Genomic DNA, 21,349 nt, shown 5'->3' with positions numbered 1-21,349 from the left:
TGATCACTGGAATTCAGCCATCGACTGCGTGGCCGTTTCCACATCCTTGTAGACGGTGAAAACCCGGTCCATGCGGCAAATCCGAAACATCTGTTGCACGTCGCTGTTCAGTCCTGAAACAACCAGCTCGCCGCGGTGACCGACCTTTTTCAGAACGCCGACCAGCGCCCCTAGACCAGAGGAATCGAGAAACGACACGTTCTTGAAGTCAATGACAACCCGATTGGCCCCGCCATTGATGATGTCCGTGACTTCGTCCTTGAACGTTTTTGCGTTCGCAGCCGTCAGACGTGCGGCGCCGGGTCTGATGATGGTGAAACCGTTATCAAATGTTGTGGTGTGTATCATGGGTATTCTTCCTTTCCAGGGCGACAACCGTCAGATCATCTTCAAGCGGCTCGCCATTGCGCCAAACGTTCAATGCACGCACGATCGCATGCGGAATGTCATCGACGCCGCGTTCGGGGAACGTGCGCGCGATGTCGCGGACGCGTGCGGTGCCAAAGATTTCTTGTGCCGGGTTTTCGGCCTCTGCCGCAGCATCAGAGCAGATGACCAGCGCCGCACCTGTCTTGATCTGGTGGACGTTGTTTTCGTAGGTTGCGCTGCGGAACATCCCGACGGGAAACCCGCCATCACCAAGCGGCACCGCGCATCCCGCTTGGTCGACATAGACGGCCGCAGGATAGCCAGCCTGACAGAAATCCAGCCGACCCGTGACCCTGTCGATCACACAGCAGATCATAGTGAAATAGGCGTCATTTTCGGATGCGCTGAAACGGTCGTTCAATGCGGTGACCATCCGTGCAAGATCCGGCTCGCCCTGCGCATCAAACGCATGGGTGCGGAAATAATCCGGCGTGATCAGATACCCGATCGCCACCGACAAAAGCGACGCATGGACCCCGTGCCCGGACACATCGACGGCATAAAGCCCGAGTTTGCGGTCGTTCAGCGCAAAGCAACCGAACATATCGCCCGAGACAATCGCCGAGGGGACAAAAGCGGACGCAACCCGAAAGCCCATGATGTCATCGTGCAAATCGGGCAAAAGCGCGCGTTGTGCCGCCGCCGCCGCGCGCAGGTCCTGCTGAATGCGGTCGTTGGTTGCCTTGATGATGCGCGTCCGGTCGGCCAATTCACCGGCGTGATTGATCAGGCGCACGGCAGTCTGCAACCGCGCTTTCAACAGGGCTGTGCTGCTGCCCTTGGAAATGAAATCATCGACGCCTGCCCGCAGCGCCTTGTCGCGCATCGCGACGTCGTCCGCGCCTGTCACCATGATCACATGGACGTATTGATCCAGTTCAAGAGCGCGGATTTTGCGTGTCAGAGCAACACCGTCGAGGTGAGGCATGTCAAGATCGCTGATCACGATCTCTGCGCCTGTCCGCGCGAGAAGATCAAGCGCCGTCGCGCCGTCTTTGGCTTCGATGGCTTGGAAACCAAGCCCGGTGATCAGGCTGCACAGGTAAAGCCTTTGCAAATCTGAATCCTCGGCGACGATGATTTTCAGACCGGGCGACGGTGTCTGTAACAGGGGCAGGGCGGTCATGTGATATCTCCTTGGGGCAGGAGGTATCTTGGTTAATGAAGTCTTTCATCAACGCGGGCGGCTAAGTGTGAAACGCTTTTGGGACCACAACCTACCCGAACGGGTGGGTTTCAGAACAGTCCCGCCTTGCGTGCGATCAAGGCTGCTTGCGTGCGATTGGCTGCATCCAGTTTCCGGTAAAGCGTTTTCATGTGCAGCTTGACCGTTGGTTCCTGAATATCGAGATCGCGGGCAATTTCCTTGTTCGACTTGCCTTCCGTCAGCCCTTTGAGGACTTGCAATTCACGCGCGGTCAACCTGTCAGCCAAGGGGTTCGTCTGGTCGGCATCCGCGGCTGTCATGAAGTCGATCGGCGCGTATTGTTCGCCCATGGCCATAAACTTGATGGCGTTGACCAGCGATTTCGCTGGAAGCGATTTGGGCACATACCCCGCGGCGCCAGCGTCCAGGGCGGCTTCTGCGATTTGTCGCGTCGCCTCGCCGGACATCAGCGCGACTTTTTGGCCGCCGCCCATGGCGATGGCGGATTTGAGACCTTCCAGCCCGTTCATCCCCGGCATGTTGTAGTCCAGCAAGATCAGATCATAGGGCGCGTCGTTTTGGATACGCTCGATTGCCTGCGCAAAGGTGCCGACAGCGGCTGTGTCCATCTGACCTTGGTTTTCCAGAAACAGGACCAACGTGTCTCTTAACAGGTCATGATCGTCGGCGATTAACACTCTCATGATGCTTCCTCGTTACATTGGGGCCGGATAGCTGGCGACTATGACCAATCAATGGCATAGATTTTCGAAAATCCCGGGGCTTTTTTCTCTTTTGGATATCCAGCCTATCACATTGGATAGGCGCTGCCTCCGTTTGATATCCGTCCAAGGCATTCGCGCGGCATGGCTGTCCCTCTGCGCTGTTGTGGGACAGGCATCATTCGTCCGATCAAGCCGTTAAGCAAGATTGATCAAGGGACGTACCAATGTCGCATATTCGCAAAGCCGTTTTTCCAGTTGCCGGGATGGGTACACGTTTTCTTCCGGCGACGAAGTCGATCCCAAAGGAAATGCTGCCGCTTGTTGACCGCCCGTTGATCCAATACGCCGTGGATGAGGCGCGCGAGGCGGGCATCGAGGAGTTCATCTTTGTCTCTGCGGCTGGCAAAGGGGCGCTGGAGGATTACTTCGACACGGCGGCTGCGCTGGAGGCACGCCTTCAGGCGTCCGGCAAGACCGAGGCACTTGCCGCGCTGGGTGTGACGCGCATGCCCGAGGGAGCCTTGACCATCCTGCGTCAAGCCCAGCCGTTGGGCCTTGGCCATGCGGTCCGGCAGGCAAAGAACCTGATCGGAAACGAGGCGTTTGCGGTCATCTTGCCGGATGACGTCATCAAGGGCGACCGTGGTGCATTGGCGCAAATGGTCGATGCACATCGCGGCGTCGGAGGGCACATGGTTGCGATCATGGATGTCCCCCGCGCCCAGACCAGCATGTACGGTATTCTTGATGTCAAAGATGAAGCCGGCGCGCTTGCACGCGCGCGCGGCTTGGTCGAAAAACCGCGCTCCGATCTGGCACCGTCAACAAAGGCGGTCATAGGGCGCTATATTCTGGACAGTGCCATTCTGGATCGCCTTGACACATTGCGCCCCGGTGCGGGTGGCGAATTGCAGTTGACCGATGCCATCAATGCCGATGTCAAATCTGTTGGTGTCACGGGGTATATGTTTGAAGGCCAGCGGTTCGATTGCGGGTCCGTCCAAGGCTATGTCCAAGCCACGGCGGCATTTGCGCTCAGCAGGGCTGATCTATGCGAGGAGTATTCGGCATTTATCGACCGCAGCCGCAAACGACTGCGGCTGGTGGCCTGATCCCGAACGGGTCGATTTTGGTACAGCAATTGACCTATCCGAAAGGGTAGTACGATATCCTTTTGCCCTCATGCATTCGGGCATGTTCGATGTCAGACAAGGGGCGGAAATCGCAAAGGATGCCCCATGTTCGCACATTTGACCAAAATCGCCCTTGGCCTGTCCCTGGCTGTCAGCTTTGGGTCGCTCGCCAGGGCACAGGATATGGCAATGCCGGCCGCTGATGTGGTTTTGACGGTGTCGGGCAACATCACGGTAACCAATGATGGCGATCTCTTGCGTCTGGATCGTGATATGCTGATGGCCTTGCCAGCGACGTCATTTGAAACCTCGACCATCTGGACTGATGGCGTGCATGATTTCATCGGCGTTTCCCTTGCGGATTTTGCCGCCATGTTCGGTATGCGGGGCGGTGGTTTCCTTGCAACGGCGATCAATGACTACACAGTCGAAATCCCGTTCGGCGATGCTGTCACGGGCGGGCCGATCATCGCGTATCTGATGGATGGTGAGCTTATGTCAGTCCGCGACAAAGGCCCGCTCTGGATCATCTATCCCTATGACAGCGACAGCGCCTATCGGTCCGAGGTGATCTATTCGCGCAGCATCTGGCAACTCGACAGGGTGGAAATCGTCCAGTAACCCTGTGGCAAAGCCTACGTCTTCAACCGAAGGGACATCAGGTGTTCTTCACGATCTTGCCAACCAATCGCAAGGGGCGCGGGATCGCATTTGTCGCGGGTCTTGTGGCTGCGGGCGCGATCGCCTTGTTGTCCTACAACGTTTCGCGGGAAATCCGGTTGCTGGGTTCTGCGCGATCCGACAACGTCCAATGGTCGCTGGTTCAAACGCAGGTCGAGTTTCTTGAATTCGCGCAAGAGATCGAGCGTGATCCCGTCGACCTGACGAAGCTCCGACAGGAGTTCGATATCTTCTTCAGCCGGATGAGAACCGTCAATGAAGCAACCGTGTTCGAAGCTTTGCGCGCTGATGCGACGGTTCGGCAGCATCTGGCGGACCTGAGCCGGTTCCTCGACGAGGCTGTCCGCATCGTGGATGTGCCTGATGCTGTGGTCTTGCAGCAAATTCCACGGTTGGGGATGTTGGCGTCGGAAATCCTGCCGACAGTGCGGGCCTTGGGGAATTCCGGGCTCGACATTTCCGCGATTGCGGCGGATTCTCAACGAGAGAAGGTCGCACGGACCTTGACGCAGCTTGCCCTGGCGATTGCGGGCCTGATCGGCATGCTTTTGCTGGCCATTCTCTATCTCTACCAGTTGAACGTCCGGATCTACCGCCGCGAACGCGAAAACAAACAAACATCGACACGCATGAGCACCGTCATGGGGACATCCCTCGACGGTGTCATCGTGTGCGACGCTCAGGGATTGATCTTGCAATTCAGCCCGGCGGCCGAGGGGATTTTCGGTTATGCAGAAAAAGAGGTCCTTGGCCGGGATATCGGCGCGGTGATCGTGCCCGACCACATGCGCAAGGCGCATGACGCCGGTATGGAGAGGATGCGCGAGAACGGCGAAAAACGCGTCGTTGGCAAAGGGCGCGTCAAGATGGAAGCCAAGCATCGCGAAGGCCGTGTTTTTCCCGTGGAACTTGCGATCCAATCCGCAATGACCGATGAAGGCGAAATCTTCATCGCGTTCCTGCGAGATATTTCGCATCGCGTCGCAGCCGAAGCCGAGCTTGTCGCAGCTCGTGACAAGGCGCTGGCAAGCGAAAAGCTGAAGACGGATTTCCTGTCGACGATGAGCCATGAAATACGCACACCTTTGAACGGTCTGCTCGGCAACATGCTGCTTTTGCGTGATACAAAACTGAACCCGCTGCAAGATCGGTATGTCGGCTATATGGAAACCTCGGGCCGTCTTTTGATAAGCCACATCTCGGATGTTCTGGACATCACCCGCTATGATGCGGGCAAGCTGAGTACTCGGTCACGACCCGTCAACATATCCGCGTTGCTGCAAGCGATCGTCGATAACCAGAAAAGCACGGCCGCGCATAACGAAACCTCGTTGCATTGGCGCTGGATCGGGCAAAACGTGGGCTGGGTCCTGTCCGATCACGACAGGCTTCAGCATGTGCTGATGAACCTGATCGGAAACGCTGTGAAATTCACCCGGCGCGGCAAGGTTTCGGTCACCGTCGAGAATATCGGACAAGCGCAGAATGCCGAGTTGATGATCAAGATCACGGATACCGGGCCGGGCATATCCGCAGATCTCGCGGAACGTATCTTTGACGATTTCGTCACCGGCAACGCCGCCTATGACAGGGTCGCGGGTGGCACCGGTCTGGGGCTGAGCATCGCACGGCGCTTCGTACATGCGTTGAGCGGCGAAATCGGCGTGGACAGCGTGGTGGGCGAAGGAAGCACGTTCTGGGTCAGGCTGCCTGTTGTGCAAACCGAGGCCCCCGAGGAACCGATCGCTGACGAAATGGCGTTGCCGTTGACACGGTCGCTCGATGTGTTGCTGGTCGAAGACAACGAAATCAACCGCATGGTAGCCCGCGAGATGCTTGTTGCCGAAGGGCATTCCGTCACCGAGGCCCATGACGGTCCACAGGGTGTCGAGGCCGCCAATGGGCGACGGTTTGATCTTATCTTGATGGATATCAGCATGCCGCTGATGGACGGTCGTACCGCCACCCGCGCGATACGCAGCGGCGACGGTCCTTCGAAGGACACGGTGATCGTGGCCCTGACGGCCAACGTCATGGTGGACGAGCAACAGGCGTTTCTTGCTGCGGGGATGAACAGCATCCTGACCAAGCCACTTTCGCGCAATGCCTTGCGCACGCTTCTTTCCCAGACAAGTCGCCTTGCCACCGATGAAGAGACGAACATGATCAACAAAAGCCACAGCGACGAAACGCGCGAGGCGCTGGGCGAAGAGGCATTCGTCAAGCTCAGATCGCGGTTTGTGACAGAGGTCGACGAATACCACGAATGGCTGATTTCTGACGAGGCGCGCGATTTCCTCGAAATCGCAGCCCGCACCCACAAGGTCGCCGGCAGCGCCGCAGTGTTCGGTGCCGATGAGTTGCGCAAGATACTCAGGGCCATCGAGACCGCCGCCAAAGCCGGAAACATCACCCGGATACGTGCGAATGTGGCCCAATTTACGGCCAGCTGGACAGCAACGAAATCGCAGCTTTCGCGCTAGCGCAGGCGGTCCCGCAGGCCATTGGTCCGCCGCCTGCGCTGGGCGTGTGACCAATGGCCTGCGGGCGCGGCGTTGATCAGCTCGAATGGGACAGGTCAGTCCTGTGCGTTTTGAACATCGCGCGATGGCGCCATTCCCAGAATACGCGGCAAGCGCAGCCCGTTTTCGCGCGCACAAGCGATGGCGTCCTCATAGCCCGCATCCGCGTGCCGCCACACACCCGACGCAGGATCGTTCCAAAGGACCCGTTCGATCCGTTTGGCGGCTTCTGGCGTGCCATCAGCGCAGATGACGACGCCTGAATGCTGGCTGAACCCCATGCCGACGCCGCCGCCGTGATGGATGCTGACCCAAGTTGCGCCACTGGCCGTATTCACCAGCGCATTCAGAAGCGGCCAATCGGACACCGCGTCAGATCCGTCTTTCATCGCTTCCGTTTCGCGGTTGGGCGAGGCGACAGAGCCTGAATCCAGATGATCGCGGCCAATGACGACGGGGGCTTTCAATTCACCGCTGGCCACCATTTCGTTAAAGGCCAGCCCCGCGCGGTGCCTGTCGCCAAGCCCGATCCAGCAAATCCGTGCAGGTAATCCCTGAAAGGCGATCCGGTCGCGCGCCATGTCCAGCCACTTGTGCAGATGCGCGTTGTCGGGGAACAGGTCTTTCATCTTCTGATCGGTCTTGTAGATATCCTCCGGGTCACCTGAAAGCGCCGCCCACCGGAAAGGGCCGATGCCCCGGCAGAAAAGGGGGCGGATATAGGCGGGCACGAAGCCGGGGAAGGCAAAGGCGTTTTCCAGACCTTCCTCCAGTGCCACCTGCCGGATGTTGTTGCCGTAATCCAGCGTCGGCACTCCCGCGTTCCAGAAGTCCACCATCGCGGAGACATGGGTTTTCATCGACGCACGGGCGGCTTTCTCGACTGCTTTAGGGTCGCTTTCCTGCTTGGCTTTCCAGTCGGCCATGGTCCAGCCCTGCGGCAGATAGCCATGCAGCGGATCATGCGCGCTGGTCTGGTCGGTCACCATATCGGGGCGGATGCCGCGCCGGTAAAGTTCGGGAAAGACATCGGCGGCATTGCCAAGCAACCCCACGGATTTCGCCTCGCCCGCCTTGGTCCAACGGTCGATCATGTCCAGCGCCGCGTCCAGCGTGTCGGCGCGTTCGTCCACGTAGCGGGTGCGCAGGCGGAAATCGATGCTGTCGGGGTTGCATTCGACCGCAAGGCAGCAGGCCCCGGCCATCACCGCAGCCAATGGCTGTGCCCCGCCCATGCCGCCAAGACCACCTGTCAGGATCCATTTGCCCGTCAGGTCACCGCCATAATGCTGGCGGCCGGCCTCGACAAAGGTTTCATAAGTGCCCTGAACGATCCCCTGAGAACCGATATAGATCCACGATCCGGCGGTCATCTGGCCGTACATCGCCAGACCCTTCTTGTCCAATTCGTTGAAATGGTCCCATGTCGCCCAATGGGGCACGAGGTTGGAATTGGCGATGAGCACGCGGGGCGCGTCTGTGTGGGTCTTGATGATGGCGATCGGTTTGCCCGACTGCACCACCAGCGTCTCGTCCGCCTCCAGATCCCTGAGGCTGGCCACGATGCAATCGAAATCGGCCCAAGTGCGCGCGGCGCGCCCGATCCCGCCGTAAACCACCAACTCATGCGGGTTTTCGGCCACATCGGGGTGCAGGTTGTTCATTAGCATCCTCAACGGGGCTTCGGTCTGCCAGCTTTTGGCGGTCAGTTCCGGGCCGGTCGGGGGATAGATGTCGCGCGTATTCTTGCGGGGGTCGCTCATGATGGCCTCCAGTCGGACAGGGTTTCGAGAATATTTTGCAAATGACGGCGCGTCTGGTCGGCGATTTCGTCGACATAAGTCCAGGGGGCGCGCTCGATCATATAAGTGGACTGGGCCAGTTCCATCTGGATGGCATGCAGGTTCTGGGCCGGTCTCCCATAGTGGCGCGTGGTCCAGCCGCCCTTGAAGCGCCCGTTGAGAGTTACCGTGTAACCCTTTGCTTTTTCGCAGATATCAAGCGTTTTTTTAGCAATCTGCGGCGCGCAGGTCGTCCCCTGATTTGTGCCGATGCTGAAATCTGGCAGCGTGCCGTCGAACAGAAACGGGATATGTGACCGGATCGAGTGGCAATCATAAAGCACCGCGAACCCATGGATCGCCTTGACCCGTGCCAGCTCGGCCGCGAGCGCTGTATGATAGGGCACATGATAGGCGGCGCGCCTGCGGTCGATTTCTGCGGCGTCGGGGTGTTGCCCGTCCAGATAAAGCGGCAGCCCGTCGAAATCTGTCAGCGGGCACAGGCCGGTGGTGTTCTGGCCGGGATAAAGACTGACACCTGACGGATCGCGATTGACGTCGATCGCATAGCGATGGATCGGCGTGCGCACGCTGGTCACGTTGTCCACCAACCCGGCATAGAGCGTGTCGATATGCCAATCAGTATCGGCAATGGCGCGGCCCCTGTCGTTCAGGTGGTCACGGCATATCGCGGGAATGTCGGTGCCGGTATGGGGCAGGCCCAGCACAAGCGGGCTGTCGCCCTGCGTGATCTCGATCAGGCTCAAACACGCATCTCCAATCCGGCGGCGGTGGCAAGGCTGTCATCGGAAATGCAGGCGGCCGCCGCCTTGATATCAGGCGCAAGATAGCGGTCTTGCTGCAAGGTTGCGACGACCGCCCGCAGGCAGGCCATGGCCGCTTGCAGCGGCGCGGATGTCGTCAGCGGTGCGCGTTGTTCGATGCCTTGCACGGCGCACATCGCCTCGATCCCGAGGATGACCGAGAGGTTGGCCGTCATCCGCCCCAGTCGCCGCGCACCATGCGCGGCCATACTGACGTGATCCTCTTGATTGGCCGAGGTCGGCGTGCTGTCGGTCGAACAGGGGTTCGCCAGATGCTTGTTCTCGCTCATCAGCGCGGCGGTGGTCACTTCGGCGATCATCAGGCCGGAGTTCAGCCCCGGCGCGGGCGTCAGGAAAGGCGGTAAATCGAAGGACAAAGTCGGGTCCACCATCAACGCCACGCGCCTTTGGGCAATGGCCCCGATTTCGGCAAGGGCCAGTGCGATCTGATCCGCGGCAAAGGCCACGGGTTCGGCGTGAAAGTTGCCACCCGACAAGATCTCGCCGGTTCCGGCAATCACCAGCGGGTTGTCGGTGACGGCATTTGCCTCAATCTCAAGCGTCTTTCCCGCGAAACGCAACAGGTCCACCGCGGCACCCGTGACTTGAGGCTGGCAGCGGATGCAATAGGGGTCCTGCACGCGTGTATCGCCCTGTCGATGGCTTTCGCGGATCGCGCTGCCGGCCAGCAGACGGGTCATCGCGGCGGCAACGTCGATCTGGCCCTGATGTCCGCGCAAGCTGTGGATGGCCGGGTTCAGCGGCGCGGTCGATCCCATGATGGCGTCGGTCGACAGTGCCGATGTTACGACAGCCGCCCGCGCCGCGCGCCAGCCCTCGAACAGCCCCACCAGCGCCAGCGCCGTCGAAAACTGCGTGCCGTTGATCAGCGCGAGACCTTCCTTGGGGCCAAGCACCACGGGGGTCAGACCGGCCTTGGCCAGTGCGGTGCCGCCGTCCAATGTCTGGCCGTCAAATGTCGCTTCGCCCATCCCGATCATGACGGCCGCCATATGCGCCAGAGGCGCAAGATCACCCGACGCGCCGACCGATCCCTGCACGGGGATCACAGGACACACGCCCCGCGCAAGCATGGCTTCGATCAGGGTGCAGATCTCCCAGCGGACGCCCGAGGCGCCGCGCCCCAACGACAGCAGCTTGAGCGCCATCATCAGGCGGGTCGTCGCTGGCTCCAACGCTTCGCCGACACCACAGCAATGCGACAGGATCAGGTTGCGCTGCAAGGTCTCGGTGTCGTCGCGTGCGATCCGCACCGAAGCGAGTTTGCCAAAGCCGGTGTTGATGCCGTAGACGGGTGTGTCGCCCTGCGCCGCGGCGGCGACAACGCCGGCCGATGCCTCGACCGCTGCACGCGCTGCGGGGTCAAGCTGCACGGCACCACCCGCGCGCCACAGATGTTCCAACGTGGCCAAGGTCGTGGCACCGGGGCGAAGAATATGGGTCATGATCTACCTTCAAAGATGCGGATATGCAGCGGATTGATCCCGATGCCATAGGAGAGTTCCGCCGGATCGCTGACGTTCCAGATCGCCAGATCCGCGCGCATCCCCGGCGCGATGACGCCGCAATCGGTCAGCCCGAGCGCGCGGGCGGCGTTGCGTGTCGTGCCTGCCAGCGCCTCTTCGGGGGTCATGCGGAAGAGGGTGCAGGCCATGTTCATGGCCAGCAGGATCGACCCCAAAGGCGAGGAGCCGGGGTTCCAGTCCGTGCCGACGGCCATCGCCACATTGTAATTGCGGAACGCTTGGACACGCGGGACCTGGGTTTCGTGGATGCTATAGAATGCGCCGGGCAGCAGCACCGCTACGGTGCCCGCGGCGGCAAGTGCTGCGGCATCTGTATCGGTCGCATATTCCACGTGATCGGCGGACAGGGCACCATAAGCGGCCGCCAAAGCCGTGCCGCCGATGTGGCTGAGTTGCTCTGCATGCAGTTTGACGGGCAGGCCAAGGGCGCGTGCCTTGTCGAACAGCCGCGCGATCTGTGCAGTGTCAAAGGCGATGCCTTCGCAGAATCCATCAACGGTATCGACCAGACCTTCGGCGTGGGCTGCGGCAAGCGTCGGCAGGCAGATCGTGTCGATATAGGTATCGGCATCCATGCCGTCCGGCACCGCATGTGCCCCCAGAAAGCTCGTCATCACGCGAATGGGCCGATGTTGCCCAAGGCTGCGTGCGACGCGCAGCATCTTGAGTTCGGTGTCGCGGTCCAATCCGTAACCGGACTTGACCTCGATCACACTCACACCTTGCGCAATCAGCGCGTCCACACGGTGCAGCGCGCTGGCCAACAGGTCCGGCTGGCCCGCCGCGCGTGTTGCTGCGACAGTTGAAATGATCCCGCCTCCGGCGCGGGCGATGTCCTCGTAACTTGCGCCGTTCAAGCGCATCTCGAATTCGCGGGCGCGGTTGCCGCCATGTACGAGATGGGTGTGGCAATCGATCAGCGCCGGGGTGATCAGGCGTCCGTCATGGGCCTGCTGGTCCAGTCCGGCATAATCAGCGGGCATGTCCGATGCGGGCCCGACCCAGGCGATGTGGCCGTCCGCCACGACAATCGCGGCATCCCTGACAAGCCCATAACTGACGGTGTGCGGAACCATCGTGGCGGCTGTCAGGCCGGTCATGATCAAAGGCGGTGCCATCAAGATTCCTTGCTTTAAGGCGCACTTAATATTAATATGTGCCTACTTATTAAAGTCAACGGAGTTGTTCCCTTGCAGATCATCCATGCGAAACAGGTGCTTACCGATGGCGGCTGGCACGGCGAGCTTGAGATCATCATCGACGAAAGCGGTCGAATCGCTGGTGTCGGTCCGCAAATCCGCACCCCGACCCAGCGTGTCGCCTTGCTTTTGCCGGCCCCGTTGAACCTGCACAGTCACGCCTTTCAGCGCGCAATGGCGGGCCTGACCGAAGCACGCGGTCCAGACCCGCGCGACAGCTTCTGGACTTGGCGACGTCTGATGTACAAGTTCCTGGAGCAACTCACGCCCGACCACGTCGAAGCAATCGCCGCCCTAGTTTTCATGGAGATGCTGGAAGCAGGATATGGCGCGGTCGCGGAATTCCACTATCTGCACCATGATGTTGGCGGCAGGCCCTATGCCAATCTCGCCGAGATGTCCGGTCGAATTGTCGCGGCAGCAGTGCAAGCGGGGATCGGCCTGACGCTCTTGCCGGTGCAATACCAATATGGTGGCTGCGATCTGCGCCCGCTGAACGGGGGGCAGCAGCGTTTCGGCAATGATCCCGACCGTTTCCTGCGCCTGCACGATTCCGCCGTCTTGGCGGTTGCAGCAAGCTCGCCTGACTTCAACACAGGGCTTGCGCCCCATTCTCTGCGCGCGGTCGATCCCGCGGGGCTGTCCACGGTGCTGGCGCAAGCGGTGTCTGGTCCGATCCACATGCATCTGGCCGAACAGGTCGCTGAAGTGGAAGAAGTGCGTGCCCATCTCGGGGCGCGCCCGACGGAATGGTTGCTGGCGAACCACGCGGTGGATGAGCGCTGGTGCCTGATCCACTGCACGCAGATGTCGCAGGCCGAAACCATGGAATTGGCGCGGACGGGCGCGGTCGCGGGTCTTTGCCCGTTGACAGAATCGAACCTCGGCGACGGTATTTTCAACGGCACGACCTTTTTGGGGCAGGGTGGCACGATCGGTTTCGGCTCTGATTCGAATGTTCAGATTTCACTGTTCGAAGAACTCAAGACGCTGGAATATTCGCAACGTCTGCGCGACATGTCGCGTGCGGTCATGGCGACATCGAACCGCTCTACAGGGCGCGTCCTGTTCGACGCCGCGATCAAAGGTGGCGCGCAGGCGGGTGGGCGCAACAGCGGCCGGATCGAAACCGGGGCCTGGGCAGATCTGATCGGCCTTGATGACGATAACCAATGGCTTTGCAATCGGCGGGGCGACGCTGCGCTCGACAGCCTTGTTTTTGGTGGGGGCGGACAGGCCTGTATCCGCGATGTCTGGAGCGCGGGCAGGCATGTCGTGAAAGATGGTCGCCATGTCAGACGTGACGCGATCGTCGACAGCTTCAAAGCAACACTCCGCCAGCTGGAGACCAGCATTTGAAAGGACAAACGCGCCTTTCCTGGACAGATGTGCGTGACGAAATCCGCACACGCATCCTCCACAGAACGTATGCCCCCGGTGACAAGCTGCCACGGGACGAAGACATCGCGGCGGAATTGGGTTGCGCGCGCACCACTGTGCACCGGGCCATGCAGGATCTGTCGCAGATCGGCCTGGTCGAACGCATACGGAAGGGCGGCACACATGTCCGGACCGACCCTGTCACCCGCGCGACGTTCGATATTCCGATCACGAGGCGTGAAGTCGAACAGCGCGGCAGCAAATATGACTATCAATTGATCAGCCACGCGTTGGAAGACACGCCCTTGTCCGTGATGGCGCGCTTTGGCATCCAGCAACCCGCCCGCGTCCTGCATGTCAAGGCGCTGCATCTTGCCGACAATCGCCCCTATATGTTCGAGGACAGATGGATCCATACCGGATCGACGCCCGACATCCTGGACGTTGATCTGAACATGCAAAGCGCCAATGAATGGCTGGTGCGCCACAAACCCTACAGCCGCGTCGATGTGCGGTTCTACGCAATGAATGCCGAGGGCGAAAGCGCAGTCTACCTGTCGACCAGTCCCGGCAGTGCGTTGCTTGTGATCGAGCGCACCACATGGATCGGGCAGGATCCGATCACAAGTGTTCAGGCTGTGGCCGCGCCGGGATATCAACTGACGGCGCTGAACTGACGTCGGCGGCTGTACACGACCCGCCCGTCCCTGGATGGACCCAGCGGCGACCATCAGCCCGATCATCGCCCATTGCCCAGGTCGCCAGCCTGGGACTGGACTGGTACAATTCGTGTGCTGTATGGGGGCGGGGGCGCGAAACCCCGATCGCGGCCGATAGGAGAGCGAAGCATGCCCCAAAGAACAGCCACTGCGGCAGCGAGGCTTTCCATTGCCCCGATGATGGATTGGACCGACCGCCATTGCCGTTACCTGCACCGGCTCATGTCGCGGCATGTCTTGCTGTATTCCGAGATGGTGACGGCCCCTGCCGTGATCCACGGTGACCGTGACCGTCTGATCGGGTTTGACCGGGCCGAGCATCCGGTGGCGTTGCAACTCGGCGGGTCCGACCCTGTGCTTCTTGCGCAGGCGGCGCGGATCGCCGCGGATATGGGCTATGACGAGGTCAATCTGAATTGCGGGTGCCCGTCCGACCGTGTGCAATCGGGGTTCTTCGGGGCCGTCCTGATGGAAAATCCCGCCCTTGTCGCCGATTGTGTCGCCGCCATGATCGCGGCGGTCGATATTCCGGTGACGGTCAAATGCCGCATCGGCGTGGATGACCAGATACCGGCGGACGTGCTGCCCGATTTCATCGCGCGCGTGTCGGCGGCGGGGGTGGACCGCTTTTCGATCCATGCGCGCAAGGCGTGGCTGCAAGGGCTCAGCCCAAAGGAAAACCGCGATATTCCCCCCTTGGACTATGAGCTTGTGATCGCGATGAAGGCGCTGTTTCCGCATTTGCACCTGTCGGTGAACGGCGGGATCACGTCCCTGGACCATGCGCAGGAGGTCCTTGATCTCGGCCTTGACGGGGTGATGATCGGGCGCGCGGCCTATCACACGCCCTGTGATATCCTGCTGGACGCCGATGCCCGCATCTATGGCGCGCCCTTGGGACGCAGCGCCGAAGAGGTCGTGCATCTGATGCTGCCCTATATCGCGGATCATCTGCAGAACGGCGGGCGACTGGGGCAGGTCACGCGGCACATGCTGGGCATGTTCCAGGGACGGCCGGGTGCCAAGGCGTGGCGGCGGCATCTGTCCGAACATGCCCATCAGGACGGGGCAGGGCCGCAGACCGTGCTGGCCGCCCTTGCGTATGTGACGCAAGAGGCGGCCTGACCTCTGGCCATTCCCATGTCCGCGGTATAGCGATAGCGCCAAATCAGGCGGGGGAGAGCGCGATGCCCGAAACGATGTTGTTGGTCCAGATGGCCGTGTTCCTGCTGGTGATCGGGGCCTTTGCGGGGGTCCTGGCCGGGCTTTTGGGCGTGGGCGGGGGCATCGTGCTGGTACCGGCCTTTTTCTATGTCTTCTCGGCGCTGGGTTTCGACAGCCCGCAATTGATGCAGATGTGCCTTGCCACCTCGCTCGCCACGATCATCGTGACCTCGGCCCGGTCGATGCTGGCGCATCAGCGCAAGGGCGCGGTCGATTGGGCGATCCTCAAAACCTGGGCTCCCGGGATCGCCATTGGCGCGGTGGTCGGTGTCACGGTCGCGTCAACCCTGCGGTCGGGGACGTTGCAGGCGATCTTTGGCATTCTGGCAGCGATTGTCGCGATCTACATGACCTTCGGCAAAAGCCACTGGCGGTTGGGTGCTTTCATGCCGGGAGGCATCAAGCGCGCGGTCCTGTCGCCGATGATCGGCTTCCTGTCGGTGCTCATGGGCATCGGGGGCGGGTCGTTCGGCGTGCCGACCATGACCTTGTTCAACGTGCCCATTCACCGCGCGGTGGCGACGGCGGCGGGCTTTGGCGTCATCATCGCCGTGCCATCTGTCGTGGGTTTCCTGTTCGTCGATATGGCTGTCGCGCCGCCTTTCACCATCGGGGCGATCAACCTTGTGGCCCTTGTTCTGGTCATCGCGATGACGCTGATCACAGCCCCATGGGGGGCGGCACTGGCGCACCGGACGGACGCCGTTCGCCTGAAACGGGTGTTCGGCGTGTTCCTGATCCTTGTCGCGCTGAACATGTTGCGCAAGGCGGTCGGCTGGTGACACAGGCGCTGCACCGCGACGGGTTCGCCGTGCTGCCTTTTGATCCGGCGGTGGCATGTTGGGCCGCTGCCGCCGATATCGCCTGCGACCGCATGTTGCAAGACGGCCCCATGCTGCGGCATGGCGGGACATGGTGCGTGGGGGTCGATGCGCTGGACAATGCACCCGACGGCTCGGTGGATGGTGTGTCGCTTGCTGGCGCATGGCGCGATCTGGTGCCTTTGCCCGACCACTGGCACCGCGCGCAGTTGTCGGTCGTGTTTCCGGGCTATCCCGCGCAGGAACCGGGCGACACCGACGCGGCTCATGCCTACCGCATTACCCGCTGTGCGGCGCATGTCGACGGCTTGCACGGCGAAGGCATTCCCCAGCGCCGCAATCTGCGCGAACCGCATGCCTTTGTCCTCGGCCTGCCGCTGAATACCAGTGCGGCCAGCCCGCTGGTCGTCTGGCCGGGCAGTCACGCGATCATGCGCACGGCCTTTGCCGCCTGTTATGACGGGGTGCCGCCGGACCAGTGGGGCGATGTCGATGTTGCCGCCACCTATCAAGAGGCGCGGCGCCACGTGTTTGCCACTTGCCCGCAAGTCGCTGTGCCCGCGCTGCCGGGGCAGGTCGTTATCCTTGACCGGCATCTGCTGCATGGCGTGGCACCTTGGGACCCGGCGATCACCGATCCATGCCGCAAGGTCGCCTATTTTCGCCCGCTCGGGGCCGTTGCGGACTGGCTGTCGCCGTCTTTCCGGCGCGCCTTGTAATCATCCAGCGATTTGCCCGCCTCGGCCACGAAAAGGCTGGGCAGGACGCGCAGGGCGGTCACCTGATCCACGCGGATCACGTCGAAATCACGCCGCTTTTCGCACCAGACCACGCAGGTCCAAAGCCGCCCCCAGTAGTCCAGTTGCAAGGGGCGCACGGTGCGGGCTTCGCCTTGCAGGGTCAGTTCCAGTTTCTGGCGCGTGCGCACGGCCTGCCGCAGGCGGGGCAGGTGCTGAAACCCGCGCGCGGCATCGGCAAAGGGGTAGATCGCGAAGCCCTGAACGGGCGGGCTGGCCGGGTTTTCGGGCATCACCGCATCCAGTTTCGCCAAAAGCTGGCGCGCGGCTTGGGCAAGGTCGGCATCCTCGGCGGCGCCCACGGCGGACAGGCCCAGATGCAATGCCTCCACCTCTGTCAGGGTCAGGTTCAGGGGGGGCAGGGTGATCGCTGCCGTCACATGATAGCCGACCCCGCGTTCGCCCGAAATCGGCACACCGGAGGCGGCCAGCGTTTCCATATCACGATAGATGCTGCGCAAGGACACACCTACCGCCGCCGCAAGGTCCTGCGCGCGGTGCAGGCTGCCATCGCGCAGGATCTGGACAAGCTGCATCAATCTGTCGGCACGGCGCATGGTGATTCCCTGCTGGCGGGCGTATTTATGCCAGTTTTCTGACAACTGACAGATATTTGGCACAAACTTGCTTTTGTTCATAGAAAAAAGGGAGGTTGGGCGATCAATTCTTTGGAATGATCGCTTCCCTCGGACGTTGGATAGGCATAAACATCCCTATCTGTGACAAAGGCGCATGCCGCCAGAGGAGAGAGACATGCTCAATAACATCGGCCTTCCCGGCCTTCTTTTGATCGCGGTTGTCGTGCTGGTCCTGTTCGGGCGCGGTAAGATTTCCAGCCTGATGGGTGAAGTCGGCAAAGGCATCACCGCCTTCAAACGCGGCGTCGATGACAGCAAGCGAGAGCTTGACGACAGCCTGGCCGAGGCGCGCGACGTGACGCCCGAAGACCAAAAAGCCAAAGACAAAGTCTGAACAACACCCCGAAGGGATAGCCAGCCATGTTTGGTCTCGGCATGAGCGAAATGGTGCTGATCGGCATCGTGGCCCTGATCGTGATCGGGCCGAAGGATCTGCCGGGCATGTTCCGCGCCATGGGCCAGTTCACTGGCAAGGCCCGTGGCATGGCCCGCGAATTTTCGCGGGCGATGGAAGCCGCGGCTGACGAATCCGGGATCAGGGATATTTCGAACACGATCCGCAGCGCGTCCGACCCCAAGAAATTCGGCACCGAAAAGCTGAAAGAAGCGACTGGATTTTCGGGTGGACCCGCGACCCAGGCACTTGCCGAGGAACGCAAGGCGGCCAAGGCCAAGCTTGCCGATGATCTGGCCAAGACCCAGCAGGAAAATGCCGCACGCGCCGCTGTCAAGGCGGAGCCGGCAAAAGCGCCTGCCGCCAAGGCGCCCGCCAAAAAGCCCGCGCCGCGGAAAGCTGCCCCACCCAAACCAGTGGCTGACAAACCCGAGGAACAGGCATGAGCCACCCTGATGAGATCGAAGACAGTTCCGCCCCGCTGATCGAGCATCTGGCGGAATTGCGCACCCGGCTGATCAAGTCGGTGCTGGCGTTCATCGTCGGGATGATCATCAGCTTCACGATCTGGAATCCGCTGTTCAATTTCCTGACGCTGCCGCTTTGTGATGCGCTGGCTGCGCGGGACCAATCCTGCGACCTGCAGTTCATCGCCTTGGAAGAAGGCTTTTTCGTCGCGATTTCCATATCTTTGCTGGGTGGTCTGGTTTTAGGTTTTCCGATTATTTCCTATCAATTGTGGCGGTTCGTTGCGCCCGGACTTTACAAAAGCGAACAAGGGGCGTTCCTGCCGTTTCTTGTCGCCTCGCCGTTCATGTTCTTTCTGGGTGCGGCCTTTGCCTATTACGTCATCACGCCTCTGGCATTCGGGTTCTTCCTTGGGTTCCAGCAACCGGGCACCCTGATGACCGGCACCGATGGCAGCACGCAGGCGGCGGGCATCCTGTTTCAGGGATCGGCCAAGGCCTATTTGAACCTGACGATCAAGTTCATCGTCGCTTTCGGTCTGTGCTTTCAGCTGCCCGTTCTCTTGACGCTGATGGGCAAGGCCGGGCTGGTGTCGGCGCGTGGCCTGCGCGGGACGCGCAAATACGCCGTCGTCGGCATCCTGATCGTCGCGGCACTTGCGACGCCGCCGGACGTCATCTCGCAGGTGATCCTGTTCGTTGTGGTCTACGGCCTCTATGAGGTGTCGATCCAGTTGGTCGCCCGCGTCGAACGCAAGCGCGAGGCGAAGCTGCGCGCCGAAGGGCTGTGGGACGATGATCTGCACGGCGAAGCCGCGATGGACGACGAGCCAAAGGCATGACCAAGGACACGCTGAAACGGATCGCCCGCGCGCTGGAACGGATGCATCCCGCGCCGCAAAAAGCGCCTGATTTCAACGCCGCCTCGGCCTTTGTCTGGCATACGCAGCCCGACCGGTTGGAACCCGTTGCGCGGATCAACCGGATCGACGTGTCGCTGTTGGTCGGCGTGAACCGGTCGCGCGATACGCTGCTGGCCAATACCCAGCGGTTCGCGGCCGGATTACCTGCAAACAACGCGCTGCTCTGGGGTGCGCGGGGCATGGGAAAGTCAAGCCTTGTCAAAGCGATCCACGGCGCTGTTCAAGCGGATTACCCGACGCTGAAACTGGTCGAGGTCCAGCGCGAAGACCTGCCCAGCATCAACCGCTGCCTGAACCTGCTGCGCCAGTCCAACGCGCGGTTCATCCTGTTCTGCGATGACCTGTCATTCGGCCATGACGATGCGCATTACAAATCGCTCAAGGCGGTGCTGGATGGCGGGATCGAAGGGCGGCCGGACAACGTGGTGCTATACGCTACATCGAACCGCCGCCACCTGATGCCGCGCGACATGATCGAAAACGAACGCTCCACCGCGATTTCACCCTCCGAGGCGGTCGAGGAAAAGGTGTCCTTGTCGGACCGTTTCGGACTGTGGCTTGGGTTTCATCCCTGCGATCAGGATGAATATCTGGCGATGATCCGGGGCTATTGCGATGCGTATGGCCTGACGGTCGACGACGCGACACTGCGAGCCGAGGCGATCGAATGGCAGGCGACGCGCGGCAGCCGGTCGGGCCGTGTGGCCTGGCAGTACTTCACTGATCTGGCAGGCCGGCAGGGCGTGCGCCTGCCGTAAGGTTTACGGCAGGAAATCCATCGGATCGACGCTTTGCAGCCCGCGCCGCACCTCAAAGTGCAGAAAGCTCGGGTTGCCCGCCCGCACCTTGCCGATGACCTGTCCACGCGTGACGCTTGCGTCTTTTTGCACCGTCAGGTTGTCCATCTGCGTATAGACCGTCAGCAGCCCGTCCGCGTGCCGGATCACGACGATGGACCCGCCCGATGTGTCGGCGGTCACGGCGGCCACGGTGCCGGCATCGGCAGCGCGCACATCGGTTCCCGCTGGCACGCCGAAATCGACGCCTTCGTTGGTGCCGGGTGCATAGGCGCGGATGATGCTGCCTTGCACCGGTGCAGCAAGCCTGCTGGCGCTGGCCGCAGGTGGCGGCGCTGCGGTGCCGATGTCAGGCGCTGCCGGTGCCGCGACAGGCGCTGTGGGCGCGGGCAGGGGTGTGGCGGCGCTGGGGGGCACCGGCGTCTGCGTCCCAGCCCCCGGAGCGGTCACGACAGGCGCTGTGGCGCGCTGCGGTGTTGCACCTGCTTGTGGGATCAGCAGGAACTGGCCTTCGCGGATTGTGAATTGCGAATTCAGCCCGTTCCATTCGGCGAGTGACGTCACCGGCACATTGTACAACCGCGAAATCGAAAAGGCGGTTTCGCCGCGGGCGACCTGATGGCGGATCGGCTCTGCGCCGGTTGCCGGTGTCACAGGGGTCGCGGCGGCAGGCGCTGCGGCACCATCCGCCGGCGGCAGGGGCGTGGCCGTGATCGGCCCGCCGGCGGCATCCGCACGGTCAAGCGCCGAGGTGGCGACAGCGGCCACGTCGAAGGGTTGTTGGCCTGCGGGCCGGTCGGGGGAAATCGTGCCATCGGGCAAGCGGTTGGGCAGGGCCACGATTTCATCGCGGCGCAGGATCGTGTCAGGTTCAATGCCGTTATATTGCGCCAGCTCGTTGGCATCGAGGCCGAGGCGGATCGCGATCCCGCGGATCGTGTCGTCCCGTTGGGCGACGACGACCTGATAGGTCGGATAGGAAATCACGCCACGTTCGTCGGGGCGGGGACGGTTTGGCAATTCCTGCACCGCGTCGGCCGTGCTGAACCCATTGCCCAGATCGCGCATATCCGCGTCCAAGGTTTCACATGCCGCAAGCGCGGTGACCGCCACCCCTGTCAGCAATACAGTCCTGATGTAGCTTTGCCCTTGGGCCATTCTACCGCTCCTTGTGCCGGGTCGCCGCTTGTTCCCTCGACGA

The 21,349-nt window shown here is 61.5% G+C and carries 21 protein-coding genes; 12 read left to right on the top strand and 9 right to left on the bottom strand.

Going from position 1 to position 21,349, the window contains the following annotated elements; translation table 11 throughout:
* Window positions 1–3: 3 nt before the first annotated feature.
* From H147_RS0108545 to H147_RS0108535, 3 genes are all read right to left on the bottom strand, one after another.
* Window positions 4–348, bottom strand: coding sequence for an STAS domain-containing protein (locus tag H147_RS0108545; protein WP_019954940.1), 345 nt, complete (start codon window positions 346–348; stop codon window positions 4–6).
* Window positions 326–1,555 (bottom strand): SpoIIE family protein phosphatase, encoded by a 1,230-nt coding sequence (locus H147_RS0108540; protein ID WP_019954939.1) that lies wholly within the window; start codon window positions 1,553–1,555, stop codon window positions 326–328. Before H147_RS0108540 ends, H147_RS0108545 begins: the two co-directional genes overlap by 23 nt.
* A 110-nt stretch (window positions 1,556–1,665) precedes the next feature.
* Window positions 1,666–2,280, bottom strand: coding sequence for a response regulator transcription factor (locus H147_RS0108535; protein ID WP_026352381.1), 615 nt, complete (start codon window positions 2,278–2,280; stop codon window positions 1,666–1,668).
* Window positions 2,281–2,525: 245 nt separating this feature from the next.
* On the opposite strand from H147_RS0108535, the gene H147_RS0108530 reads away from it, so the two are divergent.
* The 3 genes from H147_RS0108530 to H147_RS0108520 all read left to right on the top strand — a co-directional run bounded on the left by H147_RS0108530 (window position 2,526) and on the right by H147_RS0108520 (window position 6,598).
* On the top strand, window positions 2,526–3,413 hold the full coding sequence (locus H147_RS0108530; RefSeq protein WP_026352380.1) for a UTP--glucose-1-phosphate uridylyltransferase: 888 nt from the start codon (window positions 2,526–2,528) through the stop codon (window positions 3,411–3,413).
* Window positions 3,414–3,539: 126 nt separating this feature from the next.
* The gene (locus H147_RS0108525) at window positions 3,540–4,055 is read left to right on the top strand and encodes a putative pterin-binding protein (RefSeq protein ID WP_019954936.1); all 516 of its coding nucleotides are present in this window, start codon (window positions 3,540–3,542) and stop codon (window positions 4,053–4,055) included.
* 41 nt (window positions 4,056–4,096) lie between these two features.
* Window positions 4,097–6,598, top strand: coding sequence for an ATP-binding protein (locus tag H147_RS0108520; protein WP_019954935.1), 2,502 nt, complete (start codon window positions 4,097–4,099; stop codon window positions 6,596–6,598).
* A gap of 95 nt (window positions 6,599–6,693) precedes the next feature.
* Here the strand turns inward: H147_RS0108520 and hutU are convergent, their stop codons facing one another.
* From hutU to hutI, 4 genes are read right to left on the bottom strand one after another with little or no spacing between them, the layout of a single operon-like run.
* Window positions 6,694–8,400 carry a urocanate hydratase gene (hutU, locus tag H147_RS0108515; RefSeq protein WP_019954934.1) on the bottom strand — a complete coding sequence of 569 codons (1,707 nt, stop codon included), beginning with the start codon at window positions 8,398–8,400 and terminating at the stop codon, window positions 6,694–6,696.
* Window positions 8,397–9,179 (bottom strand): N-formylglutamate deformylase, encoded by a 783-nt coding sequence (gene hutG, locus H147_RS0108510; RefSeq protein ID WP_026352379.1) that lies wholly within the window; start codon window positions 9,177–9,179, stop codon window positions 8,397–8,399. Before hutG ends, hutU begins: the two co-directional genes overlap by 4 nt.
* A 2-nt stretch (window positions 9,180–9,181) precedes the next feature.
* Window positions 9,182–10,708 carry a histidine ammonia-lyase gene (gene hutH, locus H147_RS0108505; protein WP_019954932.1) on the bottom strand — a complete coding sequence of 509 codons (1,527 nt, stop codon included), beginning with the start codon at window positions 10,706–10,708 and terminating at the stop codon, window positions 9,182–9,184.
* Complete coding sequence (gene hutI, locus H147_RS0108500; protein ID WP_245541126.1) at window positions 10,705–11,889, bottom strand: imidazolonepropionase; 1,185 nt, start codon at window positions 11,887–11,889, stop codon at window positions 10,705–10,707. Before hutI ends, hutH begins: the two co-directional genes overlap by 4 nt.
* A 90-nt stretch (window positions 11,890–11,979) precedes the next feature.
* Here hutI and H147_RS0108495 point away from each other — a divergent pair, with 90 nt between their 5' ends.
* The 5 genes from H147_RS0108495 (at window position 11,980) to H147_RS0108475 (ending at window position 16,851) form a co-directional block, all read left to right on the top strand.
* Entirely contained in the window at window positions 11,980–13,347 is a 1,368-nt protein-coding gene (locus H147_RS0108495; RefSeq protein ID WP_019954930.1) for a formimidoylglutamate deiminase, read from the top strand.
* Window positions 13,344–14,045 (top strand): histidine utilization transcriptional repressor HutC, encoded by a 702-nt coding sequence (hutC, locus tag H147_RS0108490; RefSeq protein WP_019954929.1) that lies wholly within the window; start codon window positions 13,344–13,346, stop codon window positions 14,043–14,045. The genes H147_RS0108495 and hutC overlap by 4 nt, the downstream gene beginning before the upstream one ends.
* Window positions 14,046–14,216: 171 nt before the next feature.
* Window positions 14,217–15,212, top strand: coding sequence for a tRNA dihydrouridine(20/20a) synthase DusA (gene dusA, locus H147_RS0108485; RefSeq protein WP_026352378.1), 996 nt, complete (start codon window positions 14,217–14,219; stop codon window positions 15,210–15,212).
* 62 nt (window positions 15,213–15,274) lie between these two features.
* A complete protein-coding gene (locus H147_RS0108480) occupies window positions 15,275–16,093 on the top strand; it encodes a sulfite exporter TauE/SafE family protein (protein WP_019954927.1) in 819 nt (272 codons plus the stop codon).
* Window positions 16,090–16,851: a hypothetical protein gene (locus H147_RS0108475; protein ID WP_019954926.1), complete on the top strand. Its 762-nt coding sequence runs from the start codon at window positions 16,090–16,092 to the stop codon at window positions 16,849–16,851. The genes H147_RS0108480 and H147_RS0108475 overlap by 4 nt, the downstream gene beginning before the upstream one ends.
* Here the strand turns inward: H147_RS0108475 and H147_RS0108470 are convergent.
* On the bottom strand, window positions 16,788–17,486 hold the full coding sequence (locus tag H147_RS0108470; protein ID WP_026352377.1) for a helix-turn-helix transcriptional regulator: 699 nt from the start codon (window positions 17,484–17,486) through the stop codon (window positions 16,788–16,790). The two genes, H147_RS0108475 and H147_RS0108470, sit on opposite strands and share 64 nt — an antisense overlap.
* Before the next feature lie 196 nt (window positions 17,487–17,682).
* Between H147_RS0108470 and H147_RS0108465 the strand changes: the two genes are divergently transcribed.
* From H147_RS0108465 to H147_RS0108450, 4 genes are read left to right on the top strand one after another with little or no spacing between them, the layout of a single operon-like run.
* A complete protein-coding gene (locus H147_RS0108465; protein WP_019954924.1) occupies window positions 17,683–17,901 on the top strand; it encodes a twin-arginine translocase TatA/TatE family subunit in 219 nt (72 codons plus the stop codon).
* Between the two features lie 26 nt (window positions 17,902–17,927).
* Window positions 17,928–18,407: a Sec-independent protein translocase protein TatB gene (tatB, locus tag H147_RS19495; RefSeq protein WP_043699597.1), complete on the top strand. Its 480-nt coding sequence runs from the start codon at window positions 17,928–17,930 to the stop codon at window positions 18,405–18,407.
* Window positions 18,404–19,270: a twin-arginine translocase subunit TatC gene (tatC, locus tag H147_RS0108455; RefSeq protein ID WP_019954922.1), complete on the top strand. Its 867-nt coding sequence runs from the start codon at window positions 18,404–18,406 to the stop codon at window positions 19,268–19,270. The genes tatB and tatC overlap by 4 nt, the downstream gene beginning before the upstream one ends.
* Window positions 19,267–20,109, top strand: coding sequence for an ATP-binding protein (locus tag H147_RS0108450; RefSeq protein WP_019954921.1), 843 nt, complete (start codon window positions 19,267–19,269; stop codon window positions 20,107–20,109). Before tatC ends, H147_RS0108450 begins: the two co-directional genes overlap by 4 nt.
* A gap of 3 nt (window positions 20,110–20,112) precedes the next feature.
* On the opposite strand, the gene H147_RS0108445 is transcribed toward H147_RS0108450, so the two are convergent.
* On the bottom strand, window positions 20,113–21,306 hold the full coding sequence (locus H147_RS0108445; RefSeq protein WP_026352376.1) for a peptidoglycan DD-metalloendopeptidase family protein: 1,194 nt from the start codon (window positions 21,304–21,306) through the stop codon (window positions 20,113–20,115).
* Between the last annotated feature and the right edge of the window lie 43 nt (window positions 21,307–21,349).

Origin of the sequence: Yoonia vestfoldensis DSM 16212 (genome assembly GCF_000382265.1) — a bacterium.
GTDB lineage: Bacteria > Pseudomonadota > Alphaproteobacteria > Rhodobacterales > Rhodobacteraceae > Yoonia > Yoonia vestfoldensis.
The sequence above is the reverse complement of the archived record's forward strand: the minus strand, read 5'-3'. Positions and strand labels throughout refer to the sequence as shown.